Genomic DNA, 14,602 nt, shown 5'->3' on the forward strand with positions numbered 1-14,602 from the left:
AAGAGATGTTTTAAAACTTTAGCCTAATTCGTTATCGCACAGAATAAGATCATTATATGAAGATAGGGATAATAAAAATGTTATCGAAAAGAGTCTCCTTTTTACAGAAAAGTTAAAAAACTAGATTCGAAAAATGCTATAATAAAAAGATAATCATATGCGAAAGGGAGGGGAAATATGTGGTCGATCATCAATATTTGTTTATTGATTTTGAATTTACAATGCCTGAGCGCAGTGTAAAATATAAGGGATTTTATCCGGAAATTATCGAGGTGGGAATTGTAGCTGTTCGAGGCAACCAAGTATATGAAGAGTATTCTTCCTATGTTTTACCAGAGCGATTTCCAATTTTATCTGAACGGTGCAAGTCCTTTTTAGGTATTTCGCAAGAACAAGTCGACGCAGGAATTCCGTTTGCAGAATTAGTGAAGAAATTTGAAGACATTACCGCTGATATTAAAAAAAATACGATTGTTACCTGGGGAAATATGGACATGAAAGTTTTTCGCAATAGTTGTCAAAAAGGGAGCTATTCATTTCCATTGAAGGGACAAGAAATTGATTTATCGATGGAATATAAACGCTTCTTCGGCGATCAAAATCAAACAGGATTGTGGAAGGCAGTTGAGGAATACGGAAAAGAAGGGGTTGGAAAGCATCATAGAGCTTTGGATGACGCTCTTACAACCTATCATATTTTTAAATTAGTTGAAAAGGACAAGAGGTACTTAAAGAAGCATGAACCAACAACAATTGGTGACAGAGTTGATTTCTCAAAACTTTTTAATAATCTCGCATAATAAGCCAAATCACTTATAAAAGATTTGGCTTATAAACATTTGCTCCCTATAAGATGAGAAGTTTATTTGAAATAGTCCTTTTCAAGAGCTTCAAGATTTTTAATACTCTTTTGAGCCCATAAAGAATCTTCAGCTTTTAATTCCTCCTTCATCTTCATGACCGCTTCTTTTAAAGACGTAACATATTCTGGTATTTCTCCAGCATAAGGTTTGACCATTTTTATAGGTATATTGGCTTGCTCCCTATAGGCAAGCGCACGCCGTTCATGGAATAACGGCACGTCTATCTCCTTGCCTGAATGGATATCTCCCTGCATTGGGTGCTTAGCTACTGCTAATACCCTCACTAAATATTTATCCCCACGAATATCGGTGATTTCTCCAATATACTTCCCTGTTTTATAAAAGGCTGTCACGGAATCGCCAATTTTGAGTTCAGTCATATACTTGCTCCTTTCCAAATGGTTTAACAATGATTTATCATAATTATGACGGAATGAAGTCAATATCACAATATTTGTGCTAAAAGCATCAATAGATAGATATTTTGTATGGAGGGAATTCAATGAAGAAAGGGCATTATCTAGTTATTGTTCTAGTAGCCGTTCTCTTGTTTGGAACTTATTTTTATTTATTAAAAAGCGGGCAAGATGAAGGTGTTGAGAAAGAAAATGAAACTTTTCCACAGTTGACAACAGAGGTTCTTCCTGGAGAGCGTCTTGTGGAGCTGGAAACATCTATGGGGATAATTAAAATCAAGTTGTTCCCGGAACAGGCGCCAAAAACAGTAGAGAACTTTATCACTCATAGCGAAAATGGCTATTACGATGGCCTTACTTTTCATCGCATTTTGAATGATTTTATGATTCAAGGTGGAGATCCGCTTGGTACAGGCGCAGGTGGTGAAAGTATTTATGGTGAGTTTTTTGAAGATGAAATATCACCGCAGCTTTATAACTTGCGCGGTGCGTTATCGATGGCCAATATGGGGGTGAAAAATACGAATTCAAGTCAGTTTTTCATTGTTCAACGCAAACATGTTGATGAGAATCAAGTAAAAGATTTGGAAAAAGCAAACTATCCACAGAAAATAATAGAAGCGTATAAGGCAAATGGGGGCACACCTTGGTTAGATCAGGCACATACTGTGTTTGGACAGGTAATTGAAGGAATGGATGTGGTTGATAAAATAGCATCTGTACCTGTTGACTCTCAAGGGAAACCTAATGAGGACGTCTTAATTAAGAAAATAACCGTTTTACAATAGTGGAACAGCACTTAAAGGCAACTTATTGTGAATTAAGCTGAAATAATGGTGTGGCCGGAACCGAACTGCTATAATATTTGAATGGAAGAGGATGGTTGAAAAACTGGATCAGAGAGGAAGAATGTCATGTTTGACTGGACGATTTTATCGCTCTTTTTATATTTTCCTGAGGATAAAACAGAGTATATCCCGGCGGCGATCACATCTGTCATTTTTCTTATTGCTGCTATACTGACAATGCGGTTTATCATGAAAAAGTCGAAACAAGAAGAGGAAAAAACGAAAGCTCTTGAGGAGAAGATGCTTCAGTATTCGCAAGAAGAAAAGAAAGAATGAGGGATAAAAGGAAGCCAACCTCAGCATTGAGGAGCAGCTTCCTTTTATGGTGCTTTATATTGAGAGCTTTTATCTCAATTTAAGTGAAGGCAGTTTTCAAACGTTTCAGTCCTTCAACTAGGGTGTCGTGTGTACAAGCTATGTTCATTCGCACGAAGCCTTCTCCGCCATGTCCATATTTTGGTCCAGGCTCAAGTCCGAGTTTTCCTTTTTTGATGAGGCGTTCTTTCAGTTCTTCGTCTGACAGACTAAGCTTGCGACAATCGATCCAAAGTAGGTAAGTTCCATCAGGCTGCATCACAGTAAGATTTGGTAATTCGTTCTCAATGAAGCTCGTTGCTGTTGCTACGTTTTTCTGCAAATATACTAGAAGCTCCTCTAACCAAACATCACCATATTTATAAGCAGCCTCCATTGCGATAATCCCAAAAGTATTTAAACTGAAAAATCCAAGCTTATTTTGCACATCTTTAAAGAGGCTGCGGATTTCTTTGTTTGGAATAATTGCAGCCGAAGCTTGCAAACCGGCTAAATTAAACGTTTTGCTTGGTGCAATACAAGTAATAATCTGCTCTTTGTACCTCTCATCTAATGAGGCAATTGGTAGATGTCTATTCGGTTTGAACATAAGATCAGAATGGATTTCATCGGATAAAATATAACAGTTATATTGAATGCAAAGCTCTGCTATTCTTGTTAATTCATCCCTATTCCATGCGCGTCCACTCGGATTATGGGGATTACAAAGCAGAAACAGCTTTACACCTTCCTTGAGCTTTTCCTCAAAATCGGCAAAATCAATTTCATAGCGATTGTTTTTCCATTTCAAAGGAGAATTGACGACAATTCGTTCATTTTTTTCAATCATATTGAAAAAAGGTGTATAGACCGGAGATTGAAGCATAACTTTATCGCCATGGTTCGTAAGTGCTTGAATAGCCATTCCGATCGATGGAACAACGCCTGGGCTATAAAGAATCGCTGAATGGTCAATTTCCCAATCATGACGTTTTTTTACCCATGCTTGAATAGTTTGTGAGACGCTGTCAGGAACATAGGTATAGCCATAAATTCCATGGTCTATTCTATTTTTTAAGGCCTCGGTGACCTCAAGCGGTGGTTCAAAGTCCATATCAGCTACCCACATTGGTAGAACTTCTTCTGTTCCGAAAACAACTCGATTCATTCCCCATTTAACAGAGGCTGTGTTAAGGCGATCAATTTTCTTATGAAAGTCATAAATTCCCATTGCGGCACCCCGTTTCAATAAATATTAAGTTCATTATCCTTATGATAGAATATTAACCGTAAAATAGAAACTAATTGAGATTGTCTCTTTAAAACAAATACAAATTATTTTAGGTGATTGAATTGGAAATGATAGAAACAAACATAAAGCTCGTTAAAATTTTGAAGGATTGGGATCCATTTGGTTATGGTGAAGAGTCATATGATCCGGAAATTGCCGATTCGATTGCCGCGGTTCATGCTCTTAATGATGAAGAGATGCTTGCTGAAAAAATCCAAGCAATTTATGAGTTTTCCTTTGAGGAGCTAATTCCGCTCGAACAATGTCAAAAAATCGCTCGAGCCTTGCTTACTATTAAGAATGAGGGAGCTTGTTCCATTTAGAGGTGTCTCAATCGACACCTCTAAACCAGCCCTTGTTTGTGGGAATTTCCCCCTGAGCAAAAAGTTCAACAAAGGTCAGTGAAGTTCATTTGCTTTAATCGTTGCATCTTCATCATTCACAATAAAATTCCTGATATGTAGAAAAACTTCTTCTGGCCGTTCTTCAGGAACTAAGTGACCAGTTTCCTCGAATACAATTAAATTAGAATGCTTTAAATCGTGATGAAGTCGTTTACCGATCTGAAGCGGGACGACTTTGTCCTGCTCACCCCAAATTAATAAGCATGGAGTATTAATTTGATGGAGTTTTTCCTTGGGGAGATCACCTTCCCGATGACGAATTAACCGCGTCAGCCCTTTAAAAATATCATCCTCTAAAAATGGCCGCATATACCCATGGAACATTTCTTCATCAATTAAAGATTGATTGTAGACGACATTTTGGAGATTCTTCAATACGCCAGAGCGGGCTAAATGTCTTTTGACAATTAAATGAAAGAATGGCAAATAACTTGCTAAAATTAAGGATTGCTTTGAACGTTCTAAATATCCTGAACTGCAGAGCAGTACCGCTCTTTTGACGAGATCAGGCTGCAAATAGGCAATGTTTAAAGAAATTTGGCCACCCATGGAATGACCGATAACGACAAATTCTTTTACTCCCAATTTTTGTGTAAGTTCAATGATCGATTTAGCCATATTCTCATATGAATAAATAAATTGTGTTGATTTTCCACTATTTCCAAAGGGAGGAAGATCGACAGAAACGACATTATACTCTTCTTTTAGCAATGGAATTAATCGGCGGAAGCTAAAAGAGGAAGATAAGAATCCATGTATTAAAACAAGCGTAATCGTTGAGGCTTCGTTTTTATAGTATTCATAGTAGAGGTCATTTCCATTAATTTGCTGATGACCTTTATAATGAGGGCTCTCCAATGAAACTTCCTCCTTCCAATTTAAAGGTCGTGCTTCCATTCTGCTGCAATAGTGCTTAAATATCAAAATAACGCTGATGATTTTTGCTCATTTTATGGGAAAACTAGGTCAGTTTGTTCAAGGTTCCTTATAGATCGAACGTGCAACAACGTTATATGGCAGACCTTTTTCCCCATTGCTCAATCTGAAATTGATCAACTTATGGATATTTTGCTATAATTTAGTTATTTTATGACGTTTGTATTTAATTTTTATTAATTTGAGTACGAATGTAAATTGCTAGCTATTTTGATATTAAAGGTGGGTCATGGATGAAGCTAACTGAAAAAGAATTAGAGATCGTAGAAATTCTTGAACAAGATGCTCGAACAAAAGTTGTTGATATCGCTAAAATGGTAAACATCAGTGTAAATGAAGCAGAGGCATTAATCAAGAAATTAGAGGAGAACAATGTGATCGTCCAGTATTCTTCTATTGTTGATTGGTCAAAAATATCTGGACATGAAGGTGTTACAGCGATGATCGATGTCAAGGTTACTCCGAAACGTGGGGTAGGCTTCGATGAAATAGCAGAAAGGATTTATCGTTTTAAAGAAGTAAAAGCTTTGTATTTGATGTCTGGAGCGTATGATTTATCAGTTATTGTTGAAGGAAAATCGATGAATGAAGTAGCAAACTTTGTTTCTCAAAAATTGTCCACATTAGATTCAGTGCTTTCTACCACCACTCATTTTATTTTAAAAAAATATAAGCATGACGGCACCATTTTTGAACAGGGCGAAAAAGATAAACGAATTGTGGTGTCACCTTAATGAAACAAACAAAAACATATTTATCAAAAACTGTGGAAGAACTAAAACCTTCTGGAATCCGCCGTTTTTTCGATCTTGCAGCGGGAATGGAAGGCGTTATTTCTCTTGGTGTTGGAGAACCTGACTTTGTAACATCATGGTCTGTCAGAGAAGCGGCCATTCTTTCTCTCGAACAAGGCTATACATCGTATACAGCAAATGCAGGCTTGCTTGAATTAAGAGAAGAAATCGCTGCCTATATGGAGAACCGCTTTGGCCTCCAGTACTCGGCAAGCAATGAAATGATTGTGACGGTGGGTGCCAGTCAGGCGCTAGATATAGCATTGAGAGCAGTGGTAGATCCGGGAGATGAGGTCATCGTCATTGAACCAAGCTTTGTTTCCTATATCCCACTTGTCAATTTGGCCGGTGGCAAAGGTGTTGCTGTACAGACGAAAAAGGAAAATGATTTTAAGGTTACACCAGCAGAGTTAGAGGAAGTAATCACGCATCGGACGAAGGCCATCATTCTTTGTTCTCCTAATAATCCTACTGGCACTATGCTTAATGAGCAGGATCTTGAGGCAATTGCTACCGTGGCGAAGAATCATGATTTAGTGATCATTTCTGACGAGATTTACGCTGAGCTTTCATATGATGAAAAATTTGTCAGCTTTGCCGCAATTGAAGAGATGAGAGAGAGAACGATCTTGATTTCTGGTTTCTCGAAAGGATTTGCAATGACGGGGTGGCGTTTAGGCTTCGTTTGTGCACCAAAGGAATTGACCGAGGCAATGCTAAAAATTCATCAATATGCGATGATGTGTGCACCGACAATGGCTCAATTTGCCGCAATTGAAGCGTTAAAGCATGGCAATGAAGATGTAAACGAGATGAGAAAAAGCTACCGAAGAAGAAGAAATTATTTTGTGCAGTCATTAAATGAGATTGGTCTTGAATGCCATACGCCCGGAGGAGCATTTTATGCATTTCCATCTATCGAACGCACAGGGCTAACGTCAGAACAGTTTGCTGAAAGATTATTAGTGGAGGAAAAAGTAGCTGTTGTTCCCGGAAATGTATTTGGTCAAAGCGGTGAGGGGCATATACGTTGTTCCTATGCGTCTTCAATGGAACAACTGCAGGAGTCCATTAAAAGAATGAAGCGTTTTTTAGAGAGACAATTTTAAATTTTTTAGAGATGCTGTCATGTCAGCGTCTCTTTTTTTGTCGGTTTTTGGCGTTTCGCCGATATATTTGAAACAACGCCGATATAATCCGATTTTCGCCGATATATTTAAATAATCGCCGATATATCCAAAAGCATTGAATTTAGCGCCTCAGGTTTAAAACTAAATGGGGGAATAAAAAGGCGAAGCTCTCCCAAGTGTGTATCAAAATACTTTTGGGACAGCTTCGTTAAATGGTTTGTTACGCTGATGGAGCCTTTTCTTTTGTAGGCCAAATAAAATTTGAAATTGCAATGAGAAGATCTACAACTAAAACGATCGACCAGATTTGGATAATCCCATTGAACGCTTCTGTTTTTGAAGGAGTATCTATCCAAAAGATCAATCCTACTAATAAGCCGGCCCCAATGAGATAGGCGATTAAATGTTTGACCCAGCCTCTTATATAATGCTTAGCATAATCGATTCCGTATCGTTTCTTCGGTTTTTCCCCCTGTTTTGTTACGTAATATTGAAAGCGTTGATCTGCCCATTCAATCATACTTTTACCAAATGCAATGGAGACCCCAATATAAACAGCAGCAATACCATGTGCCGTGGACGCGACTGCACCCCGATATAAATCAATGCCTGCTGTAATCAACAATATTAAATCAATTAGTGGGGTAAGAGCCAAAAAAAACATCCCTAATCGTTTTAGCTTAAAAATATAACGTGCTACTAATCCAAGAATAATGACAATCCAAAATGCGATCTCACAAAAAACGATCATCCAACCAACAGTACTCAAATAGGTCACTCCTTTATAATACATTTGTATTATTTAAAACAAAGTATAGCATCATCATTAAAATAATACAATCGTATTATAAAAGTGATTTTTTTTTGATACAATAGAGTTATGCCAAAAATAGTTGATCACGAATTAAGAAAAAAGCAAATTGCAGAAGCCTCATGGAGAGTCATTCAAGAACAGGGAATGGAAGGGGCGACAGTTAGGAATATAGCAAAAGAGGCTGGTCTCTCATTAGGTGCTTTACGTCATTATTTTTCTACTCAAGATGAGTTGCTAGAATTTGCTATGAATCTTGTCATTGAAAGAGTTACAAAACGAATTAAAAAAATTGCCCTGAAAGAATTACCTCCAAAAGAAAAAGTCTTACAAATCCTGCTTGAGATTGTCCCAACAGATACTGAATCGATGGCGGAAATGGAAGTATGGTTTTCTTTTATTGCTTATGCAAGACATAAAAAAGAAGGTTTTGAGTCACAGCAGGATGGAATTTATGATGGGATTCGCAACTTAATCCTCTATCTGGACCAAGAGAAGATATTGCGGAAAAATCTTAATAAAGAAATTGAAATGGAAAGATTATATTCGTTATTAGACGGTACTGCTATGCATGCGTTGCTGGAACCAAAGAGGTTGGGAAAAGACAAGATCTATGAGTTATTTGTTTATCATTTAGATTCGCTCTGTGTTGATGAAGTCTAAAAAACGAGAGAACAGACCAAATTTTCGGCCTGTTCTTTGTTTGATTTTTTTGTTGAAATCAATTATCAGCTCATCCCCTAAGTTTGCAAAAAAAGGATGAGCCAATAATCACATTATGAAGCATGCTTATTTCAAGCTGCTAATAGAAGGTGAGAGAGCTTCGCCAAAAAAAGAAATGGTATTATACTTGCTCGAATATTGTACCATTCATTTCATCATTATTTTGTAGTAGTTCTGCTGCTGGTACGTCCAGCACAGTTGAGATTTTCAAAAGTGTCGCTTTTGTAGGAATGTGCTGCCCAGTTTCATATTTTTCAATTCTGGATGTCCCAACACGAATTTTAACTGCGAGCTCCTCTTGGGACATATTGGCCCTTTCCCGGTATAGCTTAATGTTATCACCGATGGAACCCATATTTTCACCATCCTTTCCATGACACTTCTATCTATTTATAGTGTACCATGCCAAAGGTTGGTCGACTGTTTTCTTTCGTGAATAATTCTTTACATATTAGTTATGTTATATGATTCTGTTGATTTTTGGCTTATGGCTATCAATTTAGTTGGCAGCCATCTATTCTTTAAAAGATTCCGATTGAATTCAAGAAGACAAAAATGATGCCGACAGGGACAATGTAACGAATGGTGAAGTACCAAATATCGAAGAGGGTACCTAATCCGTTTGTGCCGAGATTGAGCTCTTCTTTGACCATTTGTCTCGGCATGCGATAACCGATGAATAAAGAGATAAAGAAGGCACCAAGCGGTAAGCTAATGTTACTGACGAGAAAATCGGCGAAATCAAAAATATTTTTATTAAAAATGCTTATATCAGCTAGGCTGCCAAAAGAAAGTGCACTCGGTACGCCAACAATAAAGATAAGAATACCAGCAAGCCATGTTGCTTTTTTTCTTTTGCCAATTTCATTTTTAACACTTGCTGCCACGACAATCTCAAGGATTGAAAAAGCAGATGTTAAGGTCGCGAACAGCAATAAAATTAAGAAAATCGTTAAGATTAATCCGCCATATGCGATCTTGTTAAAGACAGCTGGAAGAACGACGAAAACAAGCCCTGGTCCTTCACCAGGCTCAAATCCAAGAGCAAATACCGCTGGGAAGATAACCAGTCCGGCTAATAATGAAATCAAAATATTTAATCCGACAACGGAAAATGCTGACTTCATCATATTTTCCGTTTTTGCTAAGTAGGAAGCATATGTGACCATAACAGATATCCCTACGCTTAAAGCAAAAAAGGATTGACCTAAAGCAAGGAGAAATGTCTCCCCAGTAACACTGCTAAAGTCCGGCTTTAATAAGAAAGAGACTCCCTCCAATGCTCCTTCCAAGGTGATGGAGCGGATCGCAAGAATGATAAAAAGGATGAACAATGCTGGCATCAAATATTTATTAGCTTTTTCAATTCCTTTTTGAATGCCACCTTGAACGACCCAAATTGTAATGAGAAGAAAGATAAATTGGGCAATGATGACTTCGGTTGTATTTCCAATTGTATGGTTAAAAAGGTCGACATATCCGGTTGGCGATAATCCAGAAAATGCTCCCGTTATACTTCTCCATAAGTAAGATAAAATCCATCCTCCAACAACACTATAAAAGGATAATAAAATAATGGAAGCGACTACTCCTAAGTATCCGAGTAATTGCCAGGCCGAACCGGGAGCAAGTTGACGATAGGAGCTGACCGCATCTTTTTGTGTACTTCTGCCGATGACAAATTCCGCAATTAAAATGGGCGTTCCAATCAATACGGTAAAAACAATAAAAATTAGGAAAAACACGGCGCCTCCATTAGTTCCGGCTACATATGGGAATTTCCAAATTGCTCCTAGTCCAATTGCAGACCCAGCGGCAGCTAAAATAAATCCTAGCTTTGATGTCCATTGTTCCTGTTTCATGTTAGACAAATCTCCTTCAATCAATTCATATTTTTCCATGTTACTATGAATTGTCGAAAAAGGGTAGTTTAAAAAAATACATTTCGTGTATATTATGTGATTTTTGCTATTTTGCCGAATTTTTACCTTCTCCTCCCTCTGGGAAGTTAAAGTTTTATTAAAGAATGGGAGAAAATCACAAAAAACACTTGTATCGTTCCTTATAAAGGTGTTATAGTTCTTTATATAGAATTTATTCGTTATAAAGAATCGGCCAATGCTGATTTTATTAGGTATTTTTAGGGGAATAACTAATTTTTCCGTGTGCGATTTTTTTACTTGTATCGTTCTTTATAAAGAACTATTTCGGATTCGGCGATGTCTTCTTGCCAATATCAATGAAGGCACTCGATCATGCTGTGGGTTGGATCAACCTTAGACGCAAGTCGTCGATAGTGTGATGTGAGGGTGGGTTAGATGCCCAATCTGTTTTGATTTAGGAATTTATAAATTTTATTTGTTCATTTTAATGAGTATATCTAGTTTTTTGCAAGCAGCCAAAGACTAACAAAAATCGGTATTTGCATTTTTACAACCTTCGATAAGGAAAGAACAGACCCTTGATCGTTTGAACAGCAAGAAGGAAACAACTTTGAATAATCATCGCAGGAATAAACTTTAATTGTTCCGAAGGCGCCCCGCGCTTTTGTTCTTTGGTTGTGAATGATCGAAGTGGCTGATGTGACCGATTGCAAACTTCTTTCCGTATGCAAGCGGTTAAATTTGTTTAACATGGCCATTTTTGAGAAAGGGGTATAGGAGTGGAATATCGAAAAAGATTGTCGGTTTTTTTCTTTACTGACTCTATTATTGTCATCACAGCGTTTTTAATAGGAAGTCATTTAGTTGATTCGAATCTTAATGATAGATCGGCAACATTTTTGCTAAGTATAGGTATTTTACTTATTTGCCATCATTTCTTTAGCTATTTATACAAACTTTATAAAAAAGCGTGGATGTATGCGAGCATTGGTGAATTAATGATCGTCTTTAAAACGATCACAAATACATTTCTATTTGTTTCCTGTTTACAGTTTATTATGTTCCAAACGATCGATTATCGATTGCTGGTTGTTACCTGGATGCTCCATATGCTGTTGATTGGTGGTTCACGATTTTGTTGGAGGATCATCAGTAATTCTCATAAACAGGAGGTGGATGATAAAAAACGCACTCTTATTGTTGGAGCTGGCTCTGCAGGAACAATGGTGGCCAGACAATTGCTAAATAATCATTATTGTGAGTTGAAGCCAGTCGCATTTATAGATGACGATGAAAAAAAACACCAGCTTGATATACTAGGAATTCCAGTATTGGGTGGTAGGGAAATAATTGAGAAAGCAGTGAAAAATTTGGCGATAGAAACGATTGTGATTGCGATCCCTTCACTCGGAAAAAAGGAACTTAATAAAATTGTTCAGGCATGTGTGAATACGGGAAAAAAGACGCAAACGATTCCGAAATTAGAAGACATCATGACTGGGAAAGTATCAGTCAATCATTTTAGAGATGTTCAAGTAGAAGATTTATTAGGAAGAGAGCCTGTACAATTAGATACGGAAAAAATATCTGAATTTATTGAGGGGAAAATTGTCTTAATCACCGGTGCTGGAGGCTCAATTGGTTCCGAGATTTGCCGCCAAATTTGCAAATTCACTCCCAAAAAGCTGATTTTACTTGGACATGGTGAAAATAGCATTTACACAATTTTGCTGGAATTGAAGGAAATGTATAGGTATAAAGAGATAGAGTTCGTGGCGGAAATTGCAGATATTCAAGACGGGGATAAAATGCTGACGATTATGAGTAAGCATCACCCGAATGTAGTCTATCATGCAGCTGCACATAAACATGTTCCATTAATGGAAAGTAATCCCGAAGAAGCTGTGAAGAACAATATCATTGGAACATTGAATGTAGCGAATGCAGCAAAATGGAGCCATGTTGATGAATTTGTCATGATCTCAACAGACAAGGCTGTTAATCCAACAAGCGTAATGGGGGCAAGTAAGCGTCTCGCAGAAATTCTTATTCAAAACCTTAATTTGGAAAGTGAGACAAAATTTGTCGCTGTTCGATTTGGAAATGTCTTAGGAAGTAGAGGAAGTGTCATTCCCCTATTTAAAAGGCAAATCCAGCAAGGGGGACCTGTGACCGTAACGCATCCAGAGATGGTCCGCTATTTTATGACGATTCCAGAAGCGTCTAGGTTGGTTATTCAGGCTGGTGCATTGGCAAATGGTGGCGAAATCTTTGTGTTAGATATGGGAGAACCAGTGAAAATTGTCGAATTGGCGATGAACTTAATTAGGCTATCGGGAAACTCGGTGGAAGAAATAGGGATTGAATTCACAGGAATGAGGCCTGGGGAGAAATTATATGAAGAATTACTAAATCCAAACGAATATAACGAGATTCAAGTATTTCCAAAGATCTATACGGGGAAAACAACTAATTACAATGTTGAGGAGATTATACAACTCATTAATGAATATCCGCTATTAGATGAACCTACATTAAAGGAACGATTGCTGGAGCTGAGTAATAAGCAAGAAAATAGCAGTCAAAGATTAGCAGTATTATAGATAGGTGGCCGAGGATGAGATTTAGAAAAATGATTATTCCAGCTGCAGGCTTGGTCCGAAATTTTTGCGAGCGTCAAAATTCCAGCCGAATGGGAAGCTTCCAATTGTCGATAAACCAACGCCAATATATCGCTGAGGAAAAGGATATGATTATTGTCACAGGACGTGGAAAACGAGCTACCTGAGGATCATTTTGCTAAATCGCATGAACTGGAAGAAACACTGCTAAAAAAAATATAAATATGACATGCTTTTCTAATATGGCGAATCTCCACTATATTAGACAAAAGGGAGCGAACGGATTAGGAGATGCCCATTACTGCGCTTGCCGATTTAATGGTGTAAAAACAAAAAGTACTGAACCTGAGTTGATTCTTAACTGGAATTAGACTGGGCAAAGTACTTTTTGTTTTTAAGGGATGGAAATTTCCGTTTGTGTGCAGCGAGTTTCAGCTATCTTAAATCGAACTTTAATTGTTCCGAACGCGTCGCTAGCGCTTTAATTCTTATTCATTAATTTGGAGGTGAAAAGCAATTGGCCATTCTTGTAACAGGTGGAGCCGGCTATATAGGAAGCCATACATGTGTTGAGCTTTTGAATGAAGGGTACGATGTCATTGTCATCGATAACTTTGCCAATAGTCATTTTGCAGCCCTTGAAAGGATTCATATGATTACGGGCAAGAACATTAAACTATATACGGCGGATTTAACAGTTCAACATCAAGTAGAAGCTGTGTTTATGGAGAATGAAATCGATGCTGTTATCCATTTTGCCGGTTTAAAAGCAGTGGGAGATTCTGTTAAGGTTCCTCTGCGCTATTATGAGAACAATGTGACGGGGACGATCATCCTTTGTAATTTGATGAAAAAATATCATGTGAAAAAGATGGTATTCAGTTCATCAGCTACAGTATACGGTGCTCCAGATACAGTTCCCATTAAGGAAAACTCCAAACTGAAGCCAACTAACCCGTACGGGCGGACGAAAATGGTGATTGAGGGAATTTTACAGGATTTATGTAGTTCAGACGAAGAATGGAGCATTTCTATTTTACGCTATTTTAATCCGATAGGAGCTCATGAAAGTGGCTTAATTGGTGAAGATCCGAATGGTATTCCCAATAATATCATGCCGGCCATCTCACAAGTGGCAGTAGGAAAATTACCTTATTTACAGGTTTTTGGGAATCAATATCCTACGGTGGATGGGACTGGTGTACGTGATTACATACATGTCGTCGATTTGGCTAAAGGGCATCTTAAGGCGTTGGCGCAAACGATTAAAGATAATGGGATTGAAGCATACAATTTAGGAACGGGTAAGGGATTCAGTGTGCTCGAGTTGGTATTCGCTTTTCAATCGGTTTCAGGAGTGGAAATTCCTTATCAAGTCGTTGAACCTAGACCAGGGGACATAGCGATCTGTTATGCAGATCCGAATAAGGCTAAACAAAATTTGCATTGGTCTGCTGAGAGGGGAATAAGAGAAATGTGTGAAGATGCCTGGAGATGGCAGTCGAATAACCCAGGGGGGTATTCAATCTTCAATGAATTGGAGCCATTGACCTTCTTACCATATGTTTATGAAAAATAGCCAAGAAAG

15 protein-coding genes and 1 pseudogene are annotated in these 14,602 nt (G+C 37.9%); 10 read left to right on the forward strand and 6 right to left on the reverse strand.

The genetic code is table 11. From position 1 onward, the window contains the following. Nucleotides 1-179 precede the first annotated feature (179 nt). Nucleotides 180-800, forward strand: a complete 621-nt coding sequence (kapD, locus tag NST02_RS06705) for a 3'-5' exonuclease KapD (RefSeq protein WP_137743690.1) — start codon at nt 180-182, stop codon at nt 798-800. Nucleotides 801-862: 62 nt separating this feature from the next. Here kapD and NST02_RS06710 read toward each other — a convergent pair whose 3' ends face one another. Beyond that, complete coding sequence (locus tag NST02_RS06710) at nt 863-1,243, reverse strand: kinase-associated lipoprotein B (protein WP_095311260.1); 381 nt, start codon at nt 1,241-1,243, stop codon at nt 863-865. 122 nt (nt 1,244-1,365) lie between these two features. Here NST02_RS06710 and NST02_RS06715 point away from each other — a divergent pair, with 122 nt between their 5' ends. After that, entirely contained in the window at nt 1,366-2,067 is a 702-nt protein-coding gene (locus NST02_RS06715; protein WP_095311257.1) for a peptidylprolyl isomerase, read from the forward strand. Between the two features lie 126 nt (nt 2,068-2,193). Continuing rightward, entirely contained in the window at nt 2,194-2,403 is a 210-nt protein-coding gene (locus NST02_RS06720) for a hypothetical protein (RefSeq protein WP_095311255.1), read from the forward strand. A gap of 79 nt (nt 2,404-2,482) precedes the next feature. On the opposite strand, the gene NST02_RS06725 is transcribed toward NST02_RS06720, so the two are convergent. Then, a complete protein-coding gene (locus tag NST02_RS06725) occupies nt 2,483-3,652 on the reverse strand; it encodes a MalY/PatB family protein (RefSeq protein WP_340948516.1) in 1,170 nt (389 codons plus the stop codon). 128 nt (nt 3,653-3,780) lie between these two features. Between NST02_RS06725 and NST02_RS06730 the strand changes: the two genes are divergently transcribed. Beyond that, nucleotides 3,781-4,035, forward strand: coding sequence for a DUF1871 family protein (locus tag NST02_RS06730; RefSeq protein WP_211344106.1), 255 nt, complete (start codon nt 3,781-3,783; stop codon nt 4,033-4,035). 75 nt (nt 4,036-4,110) lie between these two features. On the opposite strand, the gene NST02_RS06735 is transcribed toward NST02_RS06730, so the two are convergent. After that, on the reverse strand, nt 4,111-4,974 hold the full coding sequence (locus NST02_RS06735; RefSeq protein ID WP_212933595.1) for an alpha/beta fold hydrolase: 864 nt from the start codon (nt 4,972-4,974) through the stop codon (nt 4,111-4,113). A 311-nt stretch (nt 4,975-5,285) separates the two neighbouring features. Here NST02_RS06735 and NST02_RS06740 point away from each other — a divergent pair, with 311 nt between their 5' ends. Together NST02_RS06740 and NST02_RS06745 are read left to right on the forward strand one after the other, a co-directional pair. Then, nucleotides 5,286-5,786: an Lrp/AsnC family transcriptional regulator gene (locus NST02_RS06740; protein ID WP_095311246.1), complete on the forward strand. Its 501-nt coding sequence runs from the start codon at nt 5,286-5,288 to the stop codon at nt 5,784-5,786. Then, the gene (locus tag NST02_RS06745) at nt 5,786-6,955 is read left to right on the forward strand and encodes an aminotransferase (RefSeq protein WP_095311243.1); all 1,170 of its coding nucleotides are present in this window, start codon (nt 5,786-5,788) and stop codon (nt 6,953-6,955) included. Before NST02_RS06740 ends, NST02_RS06745 begins: the two co-directional genes overlap by 1 nt. Before the next feature lie 241 nt (nt 6,956-7,196). On the opposite strand, the gene NST02_RS06750 is transcribed toward NST02_RS06745, so the two are convergent. Beyond that, nucleotides 7,197-7,745 (reverse strand): hypothetical protein, encoded by a 549-nt coding sequence (locus NST02_RS06750; protein ID WP_137743696.1) that lies wholly within the window; start codon nt 7,743-7,745, stop codon nt 7,197-7,199. A gap of 111 nt (nt 7,746-7,856) precedes the next feature. Here NST02_RS06750 and NST02_RS06755 point away from each other — a divergent pair, with 111 nt between their 5' ends. Next, the gene (locus tag NST02_RS06755; RefSeq protein ID WP_340948518.1) at nt 7,857-8,450 is read left to right on the forward strand and encodes a TetR/AcrR family transcriptional regulator; all 594 of its coding nucleotides are present in this window, start codon (nt 7,857-7,859) and stop codon (nt 8,448-8,450) included. Nucleotides 8,451-8,631: 181 nt separating this feature from the next. Here NST02_RS06755 and NST02_RS06760 read toward each other — a convergent pair whose 3' ends face one another. Both NST02_RS06760 and NST02_RS06765 read right to left on the reverse strand, forming a co-directional pair. Further along, the gene (locus NST02_RS06760; RefSeq protein ID WP_212933593.1) at nt 8,632-8,865 is read right to left on the reverse strand and encodes a helix-turn-helix domain-containing protein; all 234 of its coding nucleotides are present in this window, start codon (nt 8,863-8,865) and stop codon (nt 8,632-8,634) included. A 166-nt stretch (nt 8,866-9,031) separates the two neighbouring features. Continuing rightward, nucleotides 9,032-10,372, reverse strand: a complete 1,341-nt coding sequence (locus NST02_RS06765; protein ID WP_340948520.1) for a sodium-dependent transporter — start codon at nt 10,370-10,372, stop codon at nt 9,032-9,034. 800 nt (nt 10,373-11,172) lie between these two features. Here NST02_RS06765 and NST02_RS06770 point away from each other — a divergent pair. The 3 genes and pseudogenes from NST02_RS06770 (at nt 11,173) to galE (ending at nt 14,593) form a co-directional block, all read left to right on the forward strand. Next, entirely contained in the window at nt 11,173-12,996 is a 1,824-nt protein-coding gene (locus tag NST02_RS06770; protein WP_340948521.1) for a polysaccharide biosynthesis protein, read from the forward strand. Between the two features lie 14 nt (nt 12,997-13,010). Beyond that, nucleotides 13,011-13,337 (forward strand): annotated as a pseudogene (locus tag NST02_RS06775) (UTP--glucose-1-phosphate uridylyltransferase); the annotation flags it as partial. A 194-nt stretch (nt 13,338-13,531) separates the two neighbouring features. Beyond that, a complete protein-coding gene (gene galE / locus NST02_RS06780) occupies nt 13,532-14,593 on the forward strand; it encodes a UDP-glucose 4-epimerase GalE (protein WP_340948523.1) in 1,062 nt (353 codons plus the stop codon). The last annotated feature ends 9 nt before the right edge of the window (nt 14,594-14,602 follow it).

This window comes from Robertmurraya sp. FSL W8-0741, from assembly GCF_038004005.1.
In the GTDB taxonomy this organism is placed as follows: Bacteria; Bacillota; Bacilli; order Bacillales; family Cytobacillaceae; genus Robertmurraya; species Robertmurraya siralis.

Coding starts and splice junctions, on each gene's coding strand:
- NST02_RS06765 (WP_340948520.1), bottom strand. CDS start 10,372: ATGAAACAGGAACAATGGACATCAAAGCTAGGATTTATTTTAGCTGCC.
- NST02_RS06725 (WP_340948516.1), bottom strand. CDS start 3,652: ATGGGAATTTATGACTTTCATAAGAAAATTGATCGCCTTAACACAGCC.
- NST02_RS06740 (WP_095311246.1), top strand. CDS start 5,286: ATGAAGCTAACTGAAAAAGAATTAGAGATCGTAGAAATTCTTGAACAA.
- NST02_RS06710 (WP_095311260.1), bottom strand. CDS start 1,243: ATGACTGAACTCAAAATTGGCGATTCCGTGACAGCCTTTTATAAAACA.
- NST02_RS06745 (WP_095311243.1), top strand. CDS start 5,786: ATGAAACAAACAAAAACATATTTATCAAAAACTGTGGAAGAACTAAAA.
- NST02_RS06715 (WP_095311257.1), top strand. CDS start 1,366: ATGAAGAAAGGGCATTATCTAGTTATTGTTCTAGTAGCCGTTCTCTTG.
- NST02_RS06755 (WP_340948518.1), top strand. CDS start 7,857: ATGCCAAAAATAGTTGATCACGAATTAAGAAAAAAGCAAATTGCAGAA.
- NST02_RS06730 (WP_211344106.1), top strand. CDS start 3,781: ATGATAGAAACAAACATAAAGCTCGTTAAAATTTTGAAGGATTGGGAT.
- NST02_RS06720 (WP_095311255.1), top strand. CDS start 2,194: ATGTTTGACTGGACGATTTTATCGCTCTTTTTATATTTTCCTGAGGAT.
- NST02_RS06760 (WP_212933593.1), bottom strand. CDS start 8,865: ATGGGTTCCATCGGTGATAACATTAAGCTATACCGGGAAAGGGCCAAT.